Source organism: Pseudomonas sp. MYb13 (assembly GCF_002980075.1).
GTDB lineage: Bacteria > Pseudomonadota > Gammaproteobacteria > Pseudomonadales > Pseudomonadaceae > Aquipseudomonas > Aquipseudomonas lurida.
This window is the reverse complement of sequence record NZ_PCQI01000002.1, coordinates 393,659-411,385: the sequence shown is the minus strand read 5'-3', so window position 1 is coordinate 411,385 and position 17,727 is coordinate 393,659. Positions and strand designations below refer to the sequence as shown.

Annotated in this window: 16 protein-coding genes; 3 read left to right on the top strand and 13 right to left on the bottom strand. The window is 61.6% G+C overall.

The features are described 5' to 3' along the window. The first annotated feature begins 1 nt into the window (after position 1). Positions 2-862 (top strand): HlyD family secretion protein, encoded by an 861-nt coding sequence (locus tag CQ002_RS05385; RefSeq protein ID WP_034102273.1) that lies wholly within the window; start codon positions 2-4, stop codon positions 860-862. A 13-nt stretch (positions 863-875) separates the two neighbouring features. Here CQ002_RS05385 and CQ002_RS05380 read toward each other — a convergent pair whose 3' ends face one another. After that, entirely contained in the window at positions 876-1,277 is a 402-nt protein-coding gene (locus tag CQ002_RS05380; RefSeq protein WP_105161675.1) for a DUF4440 domain-containing protein, read from the bottom strand. Further along, a complete protein-coding gene (locus CQ002_RS05375) occupies positions 1,274-2,458 on the bottom strand; it encodes an MFS transporter (RefSeq protein ID WP_105161676.1) in 1,185 nt (394 codons plus the stop codon). The genes CQ002_RS05380 and CQ002_RS05375 overlap by 4 nt, the downstream gene beginning before the upstream one ends. Positions 2,459-2,569: 111 nt before the next feature. Here CQ002_RS05375 and CQ002_RS05370 point away from each other — a divergent pair, with 111 nt between their 5' ends. Beyond that, positions 2,570-3,427 carry a LysR family transcriptional regulator gene (locus tag CQ002_RS05370; protein WP_105161677.1) on the top strand — a complete coding sequence of 286 codons (858 nt, stop codon included), beginning with the start codon at positions 2,570-2,572 and terminating at the stop codon, positions 3,425-3,427. Here CQ002_RS05370 and CQ002_RS05365 read toward each other — a convergent pair. Both CQ002_RS05365 and CQ002_RS05360 read right to left on the bottom strand, forming a co-directional pair. Continuing rightward, positions 3,424-4,236, bottom strand: a complete 813-nt coding sequence (locus CQ002_RS05365) for an SDR family oxidoreductase (RefSeq protein WP_105161678.1) — start codon at positions 4,234-4,236, stop codon at positions 3,424-3,426. The two genes, CQ002_RS05370 and CQ002_RS05365, sit on opposite strands and share 4 nt — an antisense overlap. A gap of 14 nt (positions 4,237-4,250) precedes the next feature. Then, on the bottom strand, positions 4,251-4,715 hold the full coding sequence (locus CQ002_RS05360) for a hypothetical protein (protein ID WP_034102278.1): 465 nt from the start codon (positions 4,713-4,715) through the stop codon (positions 4,251-4,253). 180 nt (positions 4,716-4,895) lie between these two features. Between CQ002_RS05360 and CQ002_RS05355 the strand changes: the two genes are divergently transcribed. After that, on the top strand, positions 4,896-5,372 hold the full coding sequence (locus CQ002_RS05355; RefSeq protein ID WP_146117452.1) for a hypothetical protein: 477 nt from the start codon (positions 4,896-4,898) through the stop codon (positions 5,370-5,372). A 93-nt stretch (positions 5,373-5,465) separates the two neighbouring features. Here the strand turns inward: CQ002_RS05355 and CQ002_RS05350 are convergent, their stop codons facing one another. From CQ002_RS05350 to algK, 9 genes are all read right to left on the bottom strand, one after another. After that, the gene (locus CQ002_RS05350; protein WP_034102280.1) at positions 5,466-6,917 is read right to left on the bottom strand and encodes a mannose-1-phosphate guanylyltransferase/mannose-6-phosphate isomerase; all 1,452 of its coding nucleotides are present in this window, start codon (positions 6,915-6,917) and stop codon (positions 5,466-5,468) included. 210 nt (positions 6,918-7,127) lie between these two features. Further along, positions 7,128-7,784: an alginate O-acetyltransferase AlgF gene (locus CQ002_RS05345; protein WP_033899560.1), complete on the bottom strand. Its 657-nt coding sequence runs from the start codon at positions 7,782-7,784 to the stop codon at positions 7,128-7,130. A gap of 16 nt (positions 7,785-7,800) precedes the next feature. Further along, positions 7,801-8,985 carry an alginate O-acetyltransferase gene (locus tag CQ002_RS05340; protein WP_034102281.1) on the bottom strand — a complete coding sequence of 395 codons (1,185 nt, stop codon included), beginning with the start codon at positions 8,983-8,985 and terminating at the stop codon, positions 7,801-7,803. 11 nt (positions 8,986-8,996) lie between these two features. Next, entirely contained in the window at positions 8,997-10,529 is a 1,533-nt protein-coding gene (locus CQ002_RS05335) for an MBOAT family protein (protein WP_034102282.1), read from the bottom strand. Between the two features lie 154 nt (positions 10,530-10,683). Further along, positions 10,684-11,793, bottom strand: a complete 1,110-nt coding sequence (locus tag CQ002_RS05330) for a mannuronate-specific alginate lyase (RefSeq protein WP_105161679.1) — start codon at positions 11,791-11,793, stop codon at positions 10,684-10,686. An 8-nt stretch (positions 11,794-11,801) separates the two neighbouring features. Then, positions 11,802-13,250, bottom strand: a complete 1,449-nt coding sequence (locus CQ002_RS05325) for an alginate O-acetyltransferase (RefSeq protein WP_105163101.1) — start codon at positions 13,248-13,250, stop codon at positions 11,802-11,804. Positions 13,251-13,261: 11 nt separating this feature from the next. Beyond that, positions 13,262-14,851: a mannuronan 5-epimerase AlgG gene (gene algG / locus CQ002_RS05320; RefSeq protein ID WP_034102284.1), complete on the bottom strand. Its 1,590-nt coding sequence runs from the start codon at positions 14,849-14,851 to the stop codon at positions 13,262-13,264. Next, positions 14,851-16,338, bottom strand: a complete 1,488-nt coding sequence (locus tag CQ002_RS05315; RefSeq protein WP_034102285.1) for an alginate export family protein — start codon at positions 16,336-16,338, stop codon at positions 14,851-14,853. Before CQ002_RS05315 ends, algG begins: the two co-directional genes overlap by 1 nt. After that, positions 16,335-17,726: an alginate biosynthesis TPR repeat lipoprotein AlgK gene (algK, locus tag CQ002_RS05310; RefSeq protein WP_105161680.1), complete on the bottom strand. Its 1,392-nt coding sequence runs from the start codon at positions 17,724-17,726 to the stop codon at positions 16,335-16,337. The genes CQ002_RS05315 and algK overlap by 4 nt, the downstream gene beginning before the upstream one ends. Position 17,727: the final 1 nt, after the last annotated feature.

Genomic DNA, 17,727 nt, shown 5'->3' with positions numbered 1-17,727 from the left:
GATGAAAAAGTTTTTCAGCCTGCTCGCGACCTTGCTGGTACTGGCCCTGGCGATCTGGATTGGCCGCACGCTGTGGGTGCATTACATGGAGACGCCCTGGACCCGTGACGGCCGTGTGCGCGCCGACATCATCAACGTGGCGGCCGATGTGACCGGTGAGGTGGTCGACGTCCCGGTACGTGATAACCAGCGGGTGAAAAAGGGCGACCTGCTCATGCAGATCGACCCCGAGCACTACCGCATCGCGGTCAAGCAGGCGCAATCGCTCGTCGCCTCCCGCAAAGCGACCTGGGAAATGCGCAAGGTCAACGCCCATCGCCGGGCTGACCTGGATGCGCTGGTGATCTCCAAGGAAAACCGCGACGACGCCAGCAATATTGCCGACGCCGCGCTGGCGGATTACCAACATGCGCTGGCGCAACTGGAAGCGGCCGAACTCAACCTGAAACGCACCCAAGTGGTGGCGGCGGTGGACGGCTACGTCACCAACCTCAACGTGCACCGTGGCGACTACGCACGGATCGGTGAAGCCAAGATGGCCGTGGTGGATATGAACTCGTTCTGGGTTTACGGCTTCTTCGAAGAAACCAAACTGCCCCATGTAAAAGTCGGTGATAAAGCCGATATGCAGTTGATGAGCGGCGAGACGTTGAAGGGCCACGTCGACAGTATCTCGCGCGGCATCTACGACCGCGACAACCCCGAGAGCCGCGAGTTGATCGCCGACGTGAACCCGACCTTCAACTGGGTGCGCCTGGCTCAGCGCGTGCCGGTGCGCATTCACATCGATGAGGTGCCGGAAGGCGTGTTGTTGGCGGCGGGTATTACCTGCACCGTCATCGTCAACCCAACGCAACATTAACACCGTGGGAGCGTCAGGCCTTGATAAAGGTCTCATGCAGGTGGCGCCACAACAGCGCGCCACTGGCCTGTTTCTCGAACACCACCGTGGCGCGGCGATCGGTCTGGGTGCCGCTGTCATCGACCTGATGCTCACGGTAGGTCACCGTCGCACCCCGCGCATGCCGGTCAATCCCGGCCATCTCGCTCAGGGTGATCTTCAACCCCGGGCGCATGCCGCCCAGGCGCGTGAACAACGCATTGACCCCGGCCGAGTTGACCCGTGTACCCGTGGCGGGCGCAATCATGCTGAACTCGGGTGAGAAGCGCGCCAGCAGATTTTGCAGCGTGCCCTCAGGCGCAACGCCGGCAAACCATTGCTCGATCTCGACGTGGGTCTGGATCACTTCTTCAAAAAAATCACTGTAGTCAATCATCGCTGGGGCTCGCTGGCAGGGTGAAGCAGTGTGCGGACTCTGGAAGCGTCCAGGCGCAGCACCGCAAGAAAAGGCAGCAGGGTCAGGGCTGCCGCCATCGTGAAGGTTATGGCGAAGGAATCCAAGGCTGACAGCACTGCACTGAGCACGGCGGCGCCCACGCAGAAACTCACTTGGCGGTTGATGTTCCACAAGGCGCTGGCGTGGCCCATGCGCTCGCCGGGGATATCGAGAAACGCCAATGTCTGCGCGGTGCTGCTGCACAGGCTGCCGCCCAGGCCCATCAAGAGATAGGCCGGCACGATCAGGGAGGGCGCGTTGAGCAACAGGATGCCGACGCATTGCAAAGCCATGCCGGCCAGCAGCAGCGGCGTTGGCCCGTAACGGTTGAACAGCTTCTTACTGAGGTAAATAGCCAGTGCCGAGGCCAGCGCCCAGGGCAGCATCAGCACGCCGGTCTGTGTTGCGTCATAGCCGAGGCCGCGCAGGTAGAGGATGGCGATGAGGCTGGTGCCGATGAATACGCCTGGGATGCACAGGTAGATCAGCATGGCGGTGCGCAACATCGGGCTGCGGGCCTGTTTGAAAATACTGCCCACATCCAAGGCCGGTCGGGCATTGGTGGGTGCTTCGGGTTTTATCCACAACAGGGCCAGTAGCAACGTGATCAATGCCAAGGGCAAGTTGGCATAGAAAATCCAGCGCCAAGACATGCTGTCGACAATCAAGCCGCCCAGCGCCGGGGACAACGCCGGCACCAGCAAGGCCACCGACATCACCCGCGCCGTCAGCTGGCTGCGCTCGGCGGGCGGAAAATACCGGTAGGCCATCGCCTGGCCCACTGGGATCAACAACCCACCGCCCAACCCTTGCAGAAGGCGCCAACCGATCAGCGCCTCAATCGAACTCGCCTGGCCTACCCATAACGAGGCGCCGGCGAACAGCAGCAAGCTGGCGGCAATCAAGCCGCGTTCACCCATCATCGCTGCCAACCACACGCTGAAGGGAATAATCAGGGTCAACCCGAGCATGTAGGCGTTGCTGACCCACGCCAGCTGCGTGACCGAGGCGTGCAGCTCGCGGGCGATATCCGGGTAGGCGATCGTGGCGACAAACATGTTCACCAGGTCCAGGGCAAAGCCCAGCAAAAAGATCCAGGCGACTTTCGAGCGGTAGGTCATGGGCGCGATCCTGCGAGTGAGGCGGGCAGGGTAGTTGGCACGCAACGTTTGGGATACCTCGGTTTGCCTGCTAGTTTGTCAAAAATATTTTGACAAAGAGGCACGCAACCGATGGTCAGCCTGGACCGATTCGATACCTTCAAGGCCGTGGTCGAGGCCGGCTCGCTGACCGCAGCGGCCGACCTGCTGGGGCAGACCCGTGCCGTGGTCAGCTTCAACCTCAAGCGGCTGGAGGCCGAACTCGGCGTCACCTTGTTGACCCGTAACACCCGCCAACTGGCACTGACCGATGCGGGTGAGCGCTTCTACCGGCGTTGCACGCGCGTGCTCGAAGAGGCGCGGTTGGCGGTGGAAGAAGCGCGTTCGGAGCATGCCCAGCTCAAAGGGACATTGCGCATCACCACGACCGTGGAATACGCGTTGGCTGTGGTAGCGCCGGCGGTCGAGGCCTTCCGCCGCTTGCATCCCGACCTGAACATTCACTTATCCACCTCCTCGACCCATGCGGACCTGATCTCCGAGCGTTTTGACGTGGCGATTCGGTTGGGCAGCCTGCTGGATTCCAATCATCGCGCGGTGCAACTGTCCACGTTCGAGGTATTCGCCGTGGCGGCGCCCGCGTTTGTCGGGGCTGACACCCTGGATGCAGTGGAGCGATTGCCCAAGCTGGGGCACGGTCGCTTGGCGGAGCTGAGTGTGACCGACCCCGCAGGTGGCCAGCATCAATACCGCCCTGGCAATGCTTCGCTGGTGGCCGACAGCGCGGCGGTTCTCCAGGCCTTTGCCGTGCGCGGGCATGGCGTGGCAGTGTTGCCGCAATGGTTGGTGAAAGACGAGCTGGAGGCCGGGAGGCTAGTGCGCCTGTTGCCGGACCATCGCTTCGCCCCGCAAGGGATCTATGCGATGTATCCGGACACCCGGCATTTGCCCCTGAAAGTGCGGGCGTTCATTGATTTCATGAAGGGCTAGAGCGAACCGGCCAGCCCGAAGCGTTTCTTCAGCACTTTTTCCAACAGCGCTTTGGGCAGCAACGCTGCCATTAACGGCAACGCTCGGCTGCCATTGCCCGAACGCAACAGCCGAGGTGGTTGCGCCTGTTGCACGGCTTTCAGCACCTGCGCCGCAAAGACGCTGGCCGGGGTCGGCTTGTCCTGCGAGGCCTGGCTGCGTGCACGTATGCCCTCGCGCAACGGCCACCACGGCGACTGTTCATTGATCAACAGCTCTGCCTGGGCGCCGGCGTTTTTTGCGAAGTGGGTGTTGATGGCGCCCGGTTGCACTTCCATGACCCGCACGCCAAACGGTGCCAGTTCCATGCGCAACGCATCGCTCAGGGCGTGCACAGCCGCTTTCGATGCGCAGTAGGCACCAGCGAAAGGGGTCACCAATACACCGGAAACGCTGCCGATATTCACCACCAGGCCTTTGCCGCGCCGCAGGGCCGGGAACAACGCCTGGGTCACGCCGACGATCGAGAACACGTTGGTTTCGAATTGGCGCTGCATCGCCTCGGTGCCGCCGTCGAGCAGCGGGCCCATGGCACCGTAGCCAGCGTTATTGATCAGTACATCCAGTTCGCCCCATTGCTCGGCCAGGTGCTGCAGGGCGGCGCTGTCGTTGACGTCCAGTTTCACGGCGTTGAAGCCGGCGGCGCTGAGGGTGGTGACGTCTTCTTCGCGACGGGCGCTGGCCCACACGTCATAGCCTGCCGCCTTGAATGCGTCGGCCAGGGCGCGGCCGATGCCACTGGAACAACCGGTGATGAGTACGTTGGGCATGGATCAATCCTTTGTCAGTCCGAGAAACTGCCTTGCAGGTGCTCGGCACGAAATTCCAGGGTTTGCGGGCGGTAGCCGGGGCGCAAGGGGGGTGTGGGCAGGCAGTCTTCCCAGGTGGCGGCGGCCTGCAGCTCGCCGGGGCCGCGATAGCGTGGGGCGGCGTAGACGTTGTCGGCCAGGTTGACCGAGTCGCCCGGTGCATAGGCGGCGACGCGCCAGCGCAGTTCGGTCAACGGTACGTCGTTGCCGTTGTTCAGGGTCAACTTCAGTGGGCGGTCCGCAGGGCATTCCTGTGGGGCGTAGGTGATGCGCAGCTCGAGGCGGGCCAATTGCGCGGCTTCGCGGTTGTCCAGCCATACCACCCAGGCGGCGACGCAACCCAGGCCGACGGCAGCCGCCAGCGAGACCGGCAGCGCCTTGGCCGGGTAGCGCAGCAGCAGGATCAACCAGGTGATGATCAGTAGGACGCCGAAGAACATGATGACAGTCTCGTGTGCGGGTAAAACATCCTACTCGCGGCATGGCCTTGATGCCTATCGCGGGCATGAGTTTTCGTCTGCGGGGGAACCGGATAACTCATTTTTCCCACAGAGCCAGCATAGGGACATGCAGATCATCCAGGAGGGTATCAACCGCGTTCTGATTATGTGAGACGAACTATGATTGCTTCAGCCCTTCTTGCGCCGGCTGCCACTTCCCTGATTGCGTCAGTGGTGACCTCTCTCGTCACGCCTGCGCCAGCGTCGACGCCAACCAACCCTCGAACCTCCAGCCAGGCGAATGCAGGGCGCCACACGCCTGTGCAGCCGCGCATGCAGAATCAAAGGCTGACCAGCCTGGGGCAAACGCTGCTGCAAGGGGCCGGGACGCTTTTCCCTACTGCCCGGTACAACCACAGCGAGCAAGCCAAAGGCGCGGGTTATATGGCGGGTGGCGCAGCGGCAGAAGGGATTGGGAAAAGGCTTGGCAGCAGTGGCGGCATGCTCACCAAGGCGTTTGGCGCCGCAATGGTCATGGGGGGCAGGGTTGCCCAGGAATATGGCCAGAACAAATATGACGGCGCTCGCAGTACCACCCAAAATACCGGCAGTTACAACGCCTATTCCCCGTCGGCCTGGGGGAACAAGTCGGCTTGACAGCTGATTGCCGTCGAATTGAAAAAGCCCCCACCCAACCCACTGCGGATAGGGGACGCAATGGGCTGGGCGAGGGCTTCTTGTACGACTGTTTTACTGCGCGATAGTTTTCACCGACACGCCACGTTCAACCGGGGTCGAGCGACCGTAGATATCTTCGAACCGCTCGATATCGTCTTCGCCCAAGTAGCTACCCGATTGCACTTCGATGATTTCCAACGGGATCTTGCCCGGGTTGCGCAGGCGGTGTACGGAGGCGATCGGGATGTAGGTGGACTGGTTCTCGGTGAGCAGGAACACATTCTCGTCACAGGTGACTTCGGCCGTGCCGCTGACCACGATCCAGTGTTCGGCACGGTGGTGGTGCATCTGCAGCGACAGGCATGCGCCCGGCTTGACCGAGATGTGCTTGACCTGGAAACGCCCGCCCATGTCCACCGAGTCGTAGGAGCCCCACGGACGGTAGACTTCGCAGTGGTTCTGGGTTTCGCTGCGGCCTTGGTCGTTGAGGGTCGAGACCATCTGCTTGACGCCCTGGACCTTGTCCTTGTGGGCAATCATCATCGCGTCCTTGGTTTCCACCACTACGATGTTGTCCAGGCCGATCACCGATACCAGCTTGCCGTTACCGTGGATCATGCAGTTGCGGCTGTCCTGGATCACCACGTCGCCCTTGCTGACGTTGCCGTTGACGTCTTTGTCGTTGACGGCCCACAGCGACGCCCAGCAACCCACGTCGCTCCAACCGGCACTCAGTGGCACCACGCAGGCACGCTGGGTTTTTTCCATCACGGCGTAGTCGATGGAGTTGTCCGGGCAGCAGGCGAAAGTGGCTTCGTCGAAGGTCACGGTGTCAGCGGTCTGCTCGCTGCGCTCCAGGGTCAGCAGGCAGGTGTCGTAGATGTCCGGGTCGTGCTTTTTCAGCTCTTCGAGGAAGCGGCTGGCGCGGAACAGGAACATGCCGCTGTTCCAGAAATAACCGCCGCTCTTGACGAACTCGACGGCGCGTTTTTCATTGGGTTTTTCCACGAACTGCTCGACGCGGCTCACGCCTTCGGGCAGCAGCGAATCATTGGTGGACTTGATGTAGCCGTAACCGGTTTCCGGACGAGTAGCCGGTACGCCGAACAGCACCATCTCGCCACGTTCAGCGGCCACAGTGGCCAGGGCCAGGGCGCGTTGCAGGGCTTTCTGGTCGTCGATCACGTGGTCGGCCGGGAGCACCAGCATCAGCTCATCACGGCCTTCATTGACCAGCATCATCGCCGTGAGGGCCACGGCCGGCGCGGTGTTGCGGCCGAATGGTTCCATCAGGATGCGTTGGCTTTCCAGCTTACGGGCGGCCAGTTGCTCGTTGACGATGAAACGGTGGTCCTTGTTGCAGACCACGATCGGGGTGTCCATGCCTTCGAACACCAGGCGCTCCAGGGTTTGCTGGAACAGTGTGTGTTCACCGGTCAGGGCCAGGAATTGTTTAGGGAACTGTTTACGGGAAAGCGGCCAAAGACGTGAGCCGCTACCACCGGAAAGGATTACTGGAATCATGGGTGTTTCTCCTTGAATCGATTTGGGTCAGAGCTACGAAGGTTTGTCGTTTCACTCTTGTTTTTGTCTCGGTCCGACCAGGCTCCTCGGTCCCTGTGGGCGCCGGGCTTGCCCGCGATGCAGACGACTCGGTTTGTCAGTTACACCGAGGTGATGCCATCGCAGGCAAGCCAGCTCCCATGGGGGAACGGAGCCAGGTCGAAAATGTAATCAGCGGGTCGACACAGGGCGTTTCACCCACACTGGCGACAGGCTCGAGCCGGAACCGGTGACGTACAGCACCGCTGCCTCACCACGCTCCAGTGCAACCGGTTTCACGTCGCCGACTTTCTTGTCGCCGTCATACAGCGCCAGGCTGACTTTCACCGGGTTGATTTCGCGCTCGCCACGGCCTTTGGCAGCGACTGCCTTGACCACGTCGGTCTTGCCGTCAGCGGTTTTCAGGGTCAGGGCCTTGTCGCTGAGGTTCTGCACGCGTACCAGGGATTTCTGCTTGTTCTTGAACGGTGGTTCTTCGATCAGCTGTGGCTGGCCGCTGCCGCTGTTGACCAGGGTGTAGTAGTGGTCCGGTGCCAGTTTGACCGGTACGGTCTGGCTGCCGACCTTGGCGCTGTAGTCACCGCCGGGCATGAAGCTGAAATCGCTGCTGGCCAGGGGGGCAACGTCGCTCAGGTTGGTGGCACCGACGGTGGCGCTGACTTCCTGGTTGCTGGCGTTGTAGATGCGCACGAAGCTCGAGCCTTTTGGCGCGGTAGGGCCGTAGAGGGCGGCGTCGCCACCGGCGAAGGCGGACATCGAGACGAAGCTCAGGCCGGCCGCGATAGCCAGGGTTTTAGCGAGACGACGAGGAGTTGTGGTGAAAGTCATGTGAGTTACCTCTCTTTCAGTTTTGCGCCCGGTCGGGCGTCTCGGATTTTTGGTGTTTAACTGGGGTGTTGATTGCCATGTTCTGTTGGCGCGAACCGGCTTGTTTAAGCTGCGCAACCCACGCGGGGTCGGCATCACCGATTTCGTTGTTCACGGGCAGATAACGTTCAGGAAACTCCCAGATCAGCACCTGCGGCGGGCTGTTCTTGAAGTCATCGCTTTTCAGGTAGCTGAGCATCGGCAGGATCGGGCCGTGGCCGTCTTCGGCGTAGCTGACCACGTCGCTGCCCAGGGCTTGCTTGAGGGCGCCGACGAAGTTCCAGTTGGGGTTGGCGCTATAGCTAGTGCCTACCAGTGCTACCGGGGTTTCGCTGTCGCTGAACAGCGCGTCGTCGCCTTTGGTTTCGGCCAAGTGCGTCACGCGTTTTTCCAGCGGCTCTTTCGGCGGCATCAGGTTTTCGAACAGTGGGTCCAGCGGCAGGAACAGACGCAAGTCGCCTTTGTGCGGCTCGGTCTTCTCGGCTTCGGTGACAAAGCGCTGCGGCTCGCCGCTCAGCGGGGTCTTGTCGGCAATGGCCTTGGCCAACTGCTTGGCGGCGATTTCAGCGCCGTCCGGCGTCCAGTGGGTGTCGGTGCGCAGGAACACTTGCTTGCCGCCGAGCTTGGCCTGTTGCAACGGGCCGAGCAGGTCCGGGGCGATGATCTTGTCGGCCGCCACGCGGGCATGGAAGTCCTGGTACAGGTTGGCGTGAATGCTGGCGGGTTTCACCTCACCCAGGTGCTCCGGGTACAGGCGCACCTTGGCCGGCACGATCGCCATCACCAGTTGAATACCCTGGGCCTTGAGTTTCTGGCGCACGCCTTCGACCAGCGCGTAGTTACCTTCAAGGTTCTGGTCTTCGTTGACGGCGGGGTTGAACTCCTCGTCGCTGTACAGCCAGTGATCGCGGCCCAGCACCACGCCGGGACGGCCCTCATTGAACAGCTTGTAGTCCAGCGCTGCCCACAGGTTGGTGCCGATACGCTTGATCGGGAACTGGTCGTCGTAGTGCGTCTCGACGGCCTTGGTCCAGCGACCGTTGAGCACCGTCGCGTCGGCATTGGTGCTGAAGCCGAAGAAACTGCGCAGCGACCAGGCGCCCAGGGCCAGCAGCACCACCAGGAACAGGCCGATATAGAGGACGCGGAATGAACGGGTCATGGTCGGCTCCCTCAGAATTGGAAGTAAAGGAACGGCGAGAAACTCTGCGCCGACAGTTTGAGAATCGACGCCACGAACAGCAGCAGCACCGCAGCGCGCATGGCGTAGCGTGGCCAGTCAGCGGTCCAGTAGGCCGGTTGCACGGCGGCATCCTGGCCAACGGTGAAGCCTGGCTCGTGGATGCTGCCTGGGTTGTCGCCCGGCACGGCCTTGATCAGGCTCGGGTCGGCCGGCTTGGTTTTTTCCGCAGGGCGATTGGTGTAGAAATCGCGCAGGCCGAAGAACGCCAGCGTTGCGTAGGCCACCACCAGGGTCGCCACTTGCAGGCCAGTGAGGTTGGCGCGGTTGAGTTCCGACAGCGACCACTCGCCAAAGCTGAACATCGCGCCGTACATCCGGCCGGCGACATGCAGGTTTTCGGCGCGGAAGATGACCCAGCCCATCACCACCAGCAGGAAGGTGAAGGCCCAGCGCAAGACGTTGAAGCTGCGCGGCGCGGTGTTGAGGCCGATGGCTTTTTCAATCGCCAGCCACATGCCGTGCCAGGCACCCCACACGATGTAGGTGATGTTCGCCCCGTGCCACAGGCCACCGAGCAGCATGGTCAGGAACAAGTTGCGGTAAGTGGTCAGCGTGCCTTTGCGGTTGCCGCCCAGGGTGATGTACAGGTAGTCACGCAGCCAGGTGGACAGGCTGATGTGCCAGCGACGCCAGAACTCGGTGATCGACTGGCTGATGTACGGCTGCTTGAAGTTTTCCATGAAGCGGAAACCCATCATCAAGCCCAAGCCGATCGCCATGTCGCTGTAGCCGGAGAAGTCGAAGTACAACTGCGCGGTGTAGGCCAGCGCCCCGAGCCAGGCATCGCCGGTGGTGGGGTTTTGCAGGGCGAAGCAATGGTCGGCCACCACCGCCAGCGTATCGGCAATGAAGACCTTCTTGATGAAGCCCTGCATGAACCGCGTGCAGCCCTCGGAGAATTTGTCGAGGGTGTGCGTACGGTTGTTGAACTGGTCGGCCAGGTCGCGGAAACGCAGCACCGGGCCGGCAATCAGGTGCGGGAAGATCGCCACGAACGCTGCAAAGTCGATGAGGTTGCGAGTCGCTGGGGTATCGCCCCGGTACACGTCGATGATGTAGCTGATGGACTCGAAGATGTAGAACGAGATCCCGATCGGCAACAGCACGTGAGTCAGGATGAATGGCTCCAGGCCGGCCGACTTCATCATCAGGTTGATGCTGTCGACGCCGAAGTTGGCGTACTTGAAGTAGCCCAGGATGCACAGGTCGACCGCCACGCCCAACAGCAGCCAGCGTTGAGCCGGCTTGGTGCGCACGCCGGCTGCACCGACCTTGAGGCCGATCCAGTAGTTCCACAGCGTCACAGCGGCGAACAGCGCCAGGAAGTCCACTCGCCACCAGGCGTAGAACACGTAACTGGCAATCAGCAGCAGCAGATTGCGATAGCGTTGCCCGCTCAAGTAGTACAAGCCGAGAAAGATCGGCAAGAACAGAAACAGGAACACATTGGACGAGAAAACCATCCCGATCTCTCCATGTTTAACCAACAGTCAAGGGCCAGAGCCCCCCCAAACCCCCCCACGATTTCGCGAGGGGGCGGTATTACATTCCTACTGACGAAACCGGCTCAAACTGTGGGAGCTGGCGTGCTCGCTCCCGCATTTGAAGTGCGTTTCGTCAACTGCCTTTGTTGCCCTTTTCATGCGTCGGGTCGTAGACCTTGGTCAGGTCGCCCCCGAGACGGAAGGTCTTGAACGGCTGCATCCCGTGCTTGCGCTCGATGACATCCGGGGCGCAGGTGTAGAGGGTGCAGAAGGGTTCCAGCCAGGCGAATTTCATGTCCTGCTTCAAGTCCTTCATGTCCTGCTCTTTGCCGTTCTTCTGCTCGAAGATCTCCGGGTCCTTGACCCCAGCGAGCACTTTGTCGCCCAGGCGCTTGAGCGCGCTGTTGTTTTCCTGGCGCAGGTCCACACCGTTGACCAGGGCAAAACTGGCGATCATCGACAGCGGCGGCAGGGCGTAGTTGTGGTACGACAAGGCGCGTTGCTGACGCTTCAATTCGTTCGGCAAGAAGCCTTGGTCATCGACCTGGTTCGCGCCGACCTTGTATTCCTTCACGGCCCAATCAAACAGGTCGCGACGGTTGGTGGCGACGGACGTTGCCATCACCGACCAGGCGGCCCAGTAGGAGTGGTTGTTGGTTTTTTCCAGCGGCAGGTTGTCCCAGTCGCTCACCACTTGATCGGCCAGTTTGTTGAACCAGGCTTCGATCAGTTGCGATTCCTGCTGGTGGTTCGCCAGCGGGTGCGACTCGGAGAACTTCAGGCGTACATAGGCCGACGCCATGCTGCCCAGCGCCCATTTGCGCATGGACTTGCCGGTGTGGTTGAAGTCCTTGGACATCAACGCATCCGCCTTGGCCCAGCTGGTCAGCCAGTTGAGCGTGCATTCCAGTTGCTCCGCACGCCCGTCGCGCATGAACTGCATCACGCGCTTGCTGGTGTCTTTTTCCAGCTTGGTGATGTCGGCGGTGCTATCGCGAAAGGCTTTTTCCGATTGCACATTCAGCGTGGAACGGGCCTTGTCCGAACCTTCGTACTTGCTGCGAAATTGCAGCGAGCCGGTGTACGGCGCCGGCATGGCGTCGCAGTCATTCTTGAAGTCGCCGGTCTTGAACGCTTCCACCGGGGCGAAATAGCCCTGGGGTGGACGCAGTGGCGCGGCGGCGTTGACTGAACCGGCGAACATCGCCAGGCCCAGCAGCGTTGGAATCAATAACTTCTGCATAGGTAACCTCATTGCCCGAGTGACGCAGTCTTCTGACCGCCGCTAGGGAACACGTTGCGTGTGCAAATTTTCGCTTCGACTTTCTGCGCGGCAGCGCCCGCTTCGGGACCCTGCACTTCCACGGCCAGCAAGTTCTGCGAGGCCCAGTCTTCATCGGTGCGCAGTTCAAAGGCGAAACGCCCGTCTGTATCGGATGTTTCGGGTTTCTCGATCTTGATGTCCTCGTGGCGACCGTTCATGTACCAGAGGGTGGCTTGCAGGGTTTTCACCGACGGGTCGGCGAAGCGGATATCAACCTGATGGTTGGCGTTGCGCAGGTCTTTGTTCGAACTGTTAACCAGCAATTCGTTCTTGCCGGGTTTCAACGTCGTGCTGGCCGTCATCTGCGCGGTCTTGCCTTCGCAGCCGTTGTCGAGCAGGGCCATCATCTGGCGGTAGATGGTCTCCTGGTCGAGGCGATACAGCGGCGAGAATTCCCAGATCAGGATCTTCGGTGGGGTCTTCTGGAACTCATCGCTGCCCAGGTACTGGATCATCGAGCCTTCCAGGCCACCGCCGGGGAAGGCGACGTTGAGGATGTCGGCACCGATTTCCTGTTCGAGGAAGCCGGCGAAGTTGTAGTTCTTGCCGCTGTGGCTGGTGCCCACCAGGGTGATCTGCGGGTTGCCCGAATCGCCGAACAGGTCGCCGTCGCCCGCTTCGCCCTTGGGCTCGGTGGTGAACTGGTCCATGTACTGGATCGCGTAGCTGGTGCCGCACAGTTGCCCGGCCATGTTGTGCAGGGTGCCGGTCTTGCCCATGCGCCCGGAGCGCTTGGTTTCGAATTCACGCTGCGGGATGCCCGCAAACTCAGGCATTGCACGCACTTTGGCACCGACGATTTTCGCCGTGCGCTGGGCACCATATGGGGTCCAGTGCTGGTCGCCACGGAAGTAGAAATCGTGGGCCGGCAGTTCATCCGGCAGTTGCTCGTTGGTCAACGGTGACAGGTCCGGCACCACGTAGCCCATCTTGGCGAAACGGCCGAGCATGGTCTTGTAGTTGCCCAGCGCCTTGTCGAAATCGAACTTGGCTTTCTCTTCCGGGTTGAGCTTGTTGCGGTTCACCAGGCCACGGGTCGGCTGGTAGACCACCACCAGTTCCACACCCTTGGCCTTGAACGCATCGTGCAGTTGTTGCATGCGCTTGTAGCCGGCCGGCGTGGTATCGAATTCGGTACGCAGGTCTTCCTGGGTACGGAACAGCCAGTCGCCCTGGGCTTGCACCAGGGTGGTGAAGTTCTGCTGGTAGCGCGTGGTGTAGTTCTTCGCATCGTGGGCGGCCGGGCACAGGCTGCAGCATGGCTCGGCGGTGAAGGTCGGTGCCTTCACATCGTCGGCGCGTACGCCCTGGCTGGCCGCGAGCAGGCCGAGGGTCAGACCCGAGAGGCTCAGCAGTTTGATCATGTGTGGGTGCATAAGGGTCATCCTCAGTCCTGCAATTCGGTCTGGCGTTCGACAGGGTCGATCAGCACGGCTTTCTGCTGGCGCACCAGCAGGTCGAGAATCTCTTCCTGGCGATCGCCCAGCACGCCGTTGAAGCTGATGCCGCTGGATTTGGTCGGCGCCAGCATCGACACGCGGTACAACTCGACACTCAACGGCGAGTCGATGGACAGCGGGCCACTGCCGTTACCCGCCAGTTCACCGCCGACCACGATCAGCGAGACCTTGGCGTCGAACGGGTCGAGGGCGATGTCGCGGTCGGTGTCGGTCAGGTCCTTGATGTGGCCGTAGAGACCGGTGAGGCCGTTGGCCATGGAGGTGTTTTCGTACAGCTTGATGTTCACGCTGTTACGCACGCGGATACCGTGGCGACGGTTGGCAATCACCTTGTTGCCCCACAGCAGGTTGTCACCGCTCTCATAGAGCGTGATGCCGTCGGTGTGGTTACGATAAAACTCGTTGTCGGCCACGATGTTGTTGACGCTGTTACGGTCGAGCACCAGGCCCGAGAGCTTGTTGTCGAAGCTGCGGTTGTTGAAGATGAAGCTGTCGTTCACTTCCCGGGAGATGATGATGCCGTGCTTCTTCTTGGTGCCGTAGACGGTGTTGTCCGCGATGATCAGGCCGTGGGAACGGTCGTGGGGGTCAATGCCGTAGACGATGTTGTCCTTGTAGGTATTACCCTTGATCACAAAGCCCGTGGTCTCGTAGCAGTAGAAGCCGTACCACATGTCCGAGAACTCGGAGTCGATGATCCAGCCGGTCGGCTCGGGACGCTTGAGGACCTTGGCCATGTTTGGCGTGTACTGGGAAATACTCACCCCGTACGACTTACTGTTGGCGTAGCCGAAACTGGCCATCTTGGTGTTGGAGATGTAGGTCTGCGTACCGCCCCAGGCCAGCAGGAACGGGCGGAACTCCTTGGGCGACTTGAACAGCGCAGGGCCCTTGGCCTTTTCGTTCCAGCCGGTGACTTTGGTGTCACGCACGAACAGTTGGCCGTCGTTGATCAGGAACGAACCGGCTTCCTGGGACAAGCGCAGCTCCTGGGTTTTCTTGTCGATTTCCAGGATGCCCTTACGCCCAACCACGATCGGCAACTTCGCCAGGAACACACCCGGCGAGGTTTCGCTCAGGTACTGCTTGGGCACCTTGCCCAGCAAGTCCTTGAGGTTCATGTAGCCGTCGTCGACAAAGATCGCCTGGGGAATGCCGTGCTGGCGCACCACCCATTCGGCCATCTTGTTGTCACCGCCGATGAAGTCCTTGAGGGCGTCTTCCTGCATCATGCGACGGATGCTGATCTTGCCCGGCTTGGTGCGCACGATCTTCTTTTCCATCGCCGCGTCGGTGTAGCCGGACAGGTCCGGCAGGGTCGGCTTGGCCATTTCCAGCGGCGCGGTCGGCGGGCTGGAGATGGTGTAGGTCTTGGCCTGTTGCAGCTCCTTGGCGATGGTCGGCGCTTTAGCCTGCGGCGCGACATCGGCCATGGCAGCAGCGCTGGCCAGCAGCATCGCTGCCGCCAGCATGGCCGAGCCTTTGAGGGCTTGAGGGTTCATTGCGCAGGCTCCCATCAGAACTTCCAAATCACGTCGACAAACGCGCGATGCATGTACGAGTCAACCTGGCTGCCATAGGCGTCGCCCGGCTTGAACACACCTGCACGGAAACGCACCAGGGCCGATGGCTCGTCGATCGACTGGCTGAGCGCAGCCGGCAACAGGCCGGTCTTGAAGTACTTGGTGACCACCAGGTCCATCTCCTGGCCCAGGTCTTTCTTGCCGTCTTCAAGCGGCAGGGAAGTGCTGGACAGGATCGCGCCGGTCACGTCATCGGTGTTGTTCTGCACGGCATCGATGCCGTTGCTGCCCACCGGCTTGTTGCCGTCGACGCGCCAGAACTTGTGGTACACCAGGCTGGCGTCGTAGTCCTCGCGCAGCTGCCAGGAACCGAACAGGCTCATCGACTGCATGTTGTTCATCTCGCCGCGGAACGCTTCGCCGAAACGGTGCACGCGGGACTGGGTGCCGGTCCAGTTCGAACGGTTGCTTTGCAGGCCGTTCTGCTCGTACTCGGCGCTGGCGCGGGAGTAGGCCGCACCGACTTGCCATTGCGGGTCCAGGCGCAGGCGGATGCCCAGGTCGGTGGCCCAGCCATTCACGTCGTCGCTGCGCTTGGCCGTGGTCGGGCGGGTGCCGTCGGCGTTCAAGGCGTTGACCGTGTCGCGGTCGCCCTGCACGCCGGTAATGCTCGCCCAGTAGTTGACGGTGTTGGTGTTGCGCCAGTTGTAGGCATCGCTGTTGGCTTCGATACCGAGCCAGGTCAGGTCGCCGTTCTCGCGCTTGTCCAGCGAGTCAGTGGCCACGCCTGGTTCCGGGTAGTCGAGCTTGCCGTCGTCATGGGTGTGGTGTGCGCGCAGGCCGATCCACTGGCCTGGGGTCCACTGGTAGGCGGCGTCGGCATAGAGGTGCTGACGGTCCTTGTCCTTGGGCGACAGTTCCTTGAGGTCGGTGCGGTATTCGCTGAAGCGTTCAGCGACACCGACGTTGGCCTTGAGCAGGGTGGTGTCGAAGGTCCAGTTGAGTGCTTCGATGTTGGTGTCGCGCCATTGGCCGTCGTCATTGCGCAGGCGCTGGCGACCCAGCTTGAGGATCTCGCCTGGGTAAGGCGTGAAGCCGCTGTAGCCGACCCAGAACTCGCGCATGGCCAGGTAATTTTTCTTGGTCTTGCGATCGTCGTTGGTGGTCTGCTGGTTTTCGTCATCCGCCGACTGTTGCAGGGTGTCGGTCTCGATGATGTCGCTCGACACCACCGCCTGGCCCATGGCGTAGGCGCTCCAGTTGCCGCTTTCACCGTAGATCCACGGGCGCAGGTCGAGGCCGATACCGTTGACGTCACCGCCTTTTTGCGTGCCGAGGTCGCGGTCATCTTCGGACTGCGCGGTGGCTTTCACTTCCAGGCCGAAGTTCTTGGCTTCGGTCAGCGCGGCCAGGGTCGGGCACGACCACAGCAGGGCAAAGGTCAGGCCGATGCCGGCCTTGACGAATGGGTTGAGCTTCATAGGGATTCCTCGCCGTCTTCTTCTTCCAGGGCGTGCAGTTGCAGCGTGCTCTGGGCCAGGGTGCCGCGTGCGGCCAGTTCCTGTTGCACCAGGCGTTGGCCTTGGGCGCGTTGCTCCGGAGTGAGCGGGGTTTCGAGCTGCGTGGCCAAGTCATTGGCCTCTGGCGTGTCCTGGGCTTTAGCCAATTGGCTGAAGACATAGGCATTCAACGGGTCGGGCTTGGTGCCCTTGCCTTGGGAAAACAACTGGGCGATGGCGAAGTCGGCGCTGTTCTGGCCGTTGCGCGCAGCGGTCAGCAAATGGTCCAGGGCTTTTTGCGGGTAGACCTTGCCCAGATAGCCGCGGCGGTAGATCTGGCCGAGGTAGTAATCGGCGGCGACTTCCTTGCCCACGGCTTTTTCGAAGTGTGCTTCGGCGGCCTTGGCATCGGCAGGCACCCACTTGCCTTCGTAGTAGAGCTTGCCCAGCAACAGCTCGGCGCGCGGCTGATCGGCGGCGCGGCCGTTGTCCAGGTACTTCATCATCTGGTCGACGTCGCCCAGTTCAGGGAAGTCGTAGAGCAGTTGTGCCAGGCTGACCCACGACGCCGGGTAGCCGGGGGCGATCTTTTCCAGCAGCGCCTGGGCGGTTTTTTCGTCGGTCTTGCCCAGCGAGGCATCACCCAATACGCGAGCTACGCTGTCGACGCGCTGTGCAGTGACGGTGCCACGGCTGTAGCCGGCTTCCATCTGCTTGAGCAACTCGGCCTGTTTTTCCGGCTCGGCTTTTTTCTGGTAGACCGTGGCCAGCTCGACATAGCAGATATCGGTGGTGTTCAGCGCGGCCTTGCAGATGCGCTCCACGTCATCCAGGTGCTGGTCGTAGGTGTCCTGGGTGCGATACAGCAGCACTTGGGCCAGGCCCGCCTCCGGGTAACCGGAGGCCTGCCATTGGCTGATCTGCTGCTGGGCATTCACGTCCGGGAAGCTGTGCGGGTACTGCAGGTACAGCATCGCCAGTGGGATCAGGGTGTTGCCTTCGCCATTGGCAAAGGCTTTTTTCAGCAGGCCTTCGGCCTCATGGTGTTCGGCTTCGGTGCTGCCAGGCTTGGCCACCAGCAGGCGACCCAGGCGGGCCTGGGCGCGCGGCGAGGTGTCCGCCGCCGCACGGTAGGTGGCTTCAGCCTGTTTGATTTGCGCCGGATCGCGGGTGCCTACCTGGATGTCGGCCAGGCCCACCTGGGCCTCGCTGTAACCCAGGTCTGCCAGCTGCTGGTAATTCTGCTGGGCGGTGACGGTATCGCCACGCTTGAGCGCTTCATTGGCCAGGCGTTGGTCGGGCAGGCCGGCGCAACCGGCGAGGGCGATGGCCAGCGCCAGGGGCACCGGCAGGTTTCGAAGGGCGCTCATG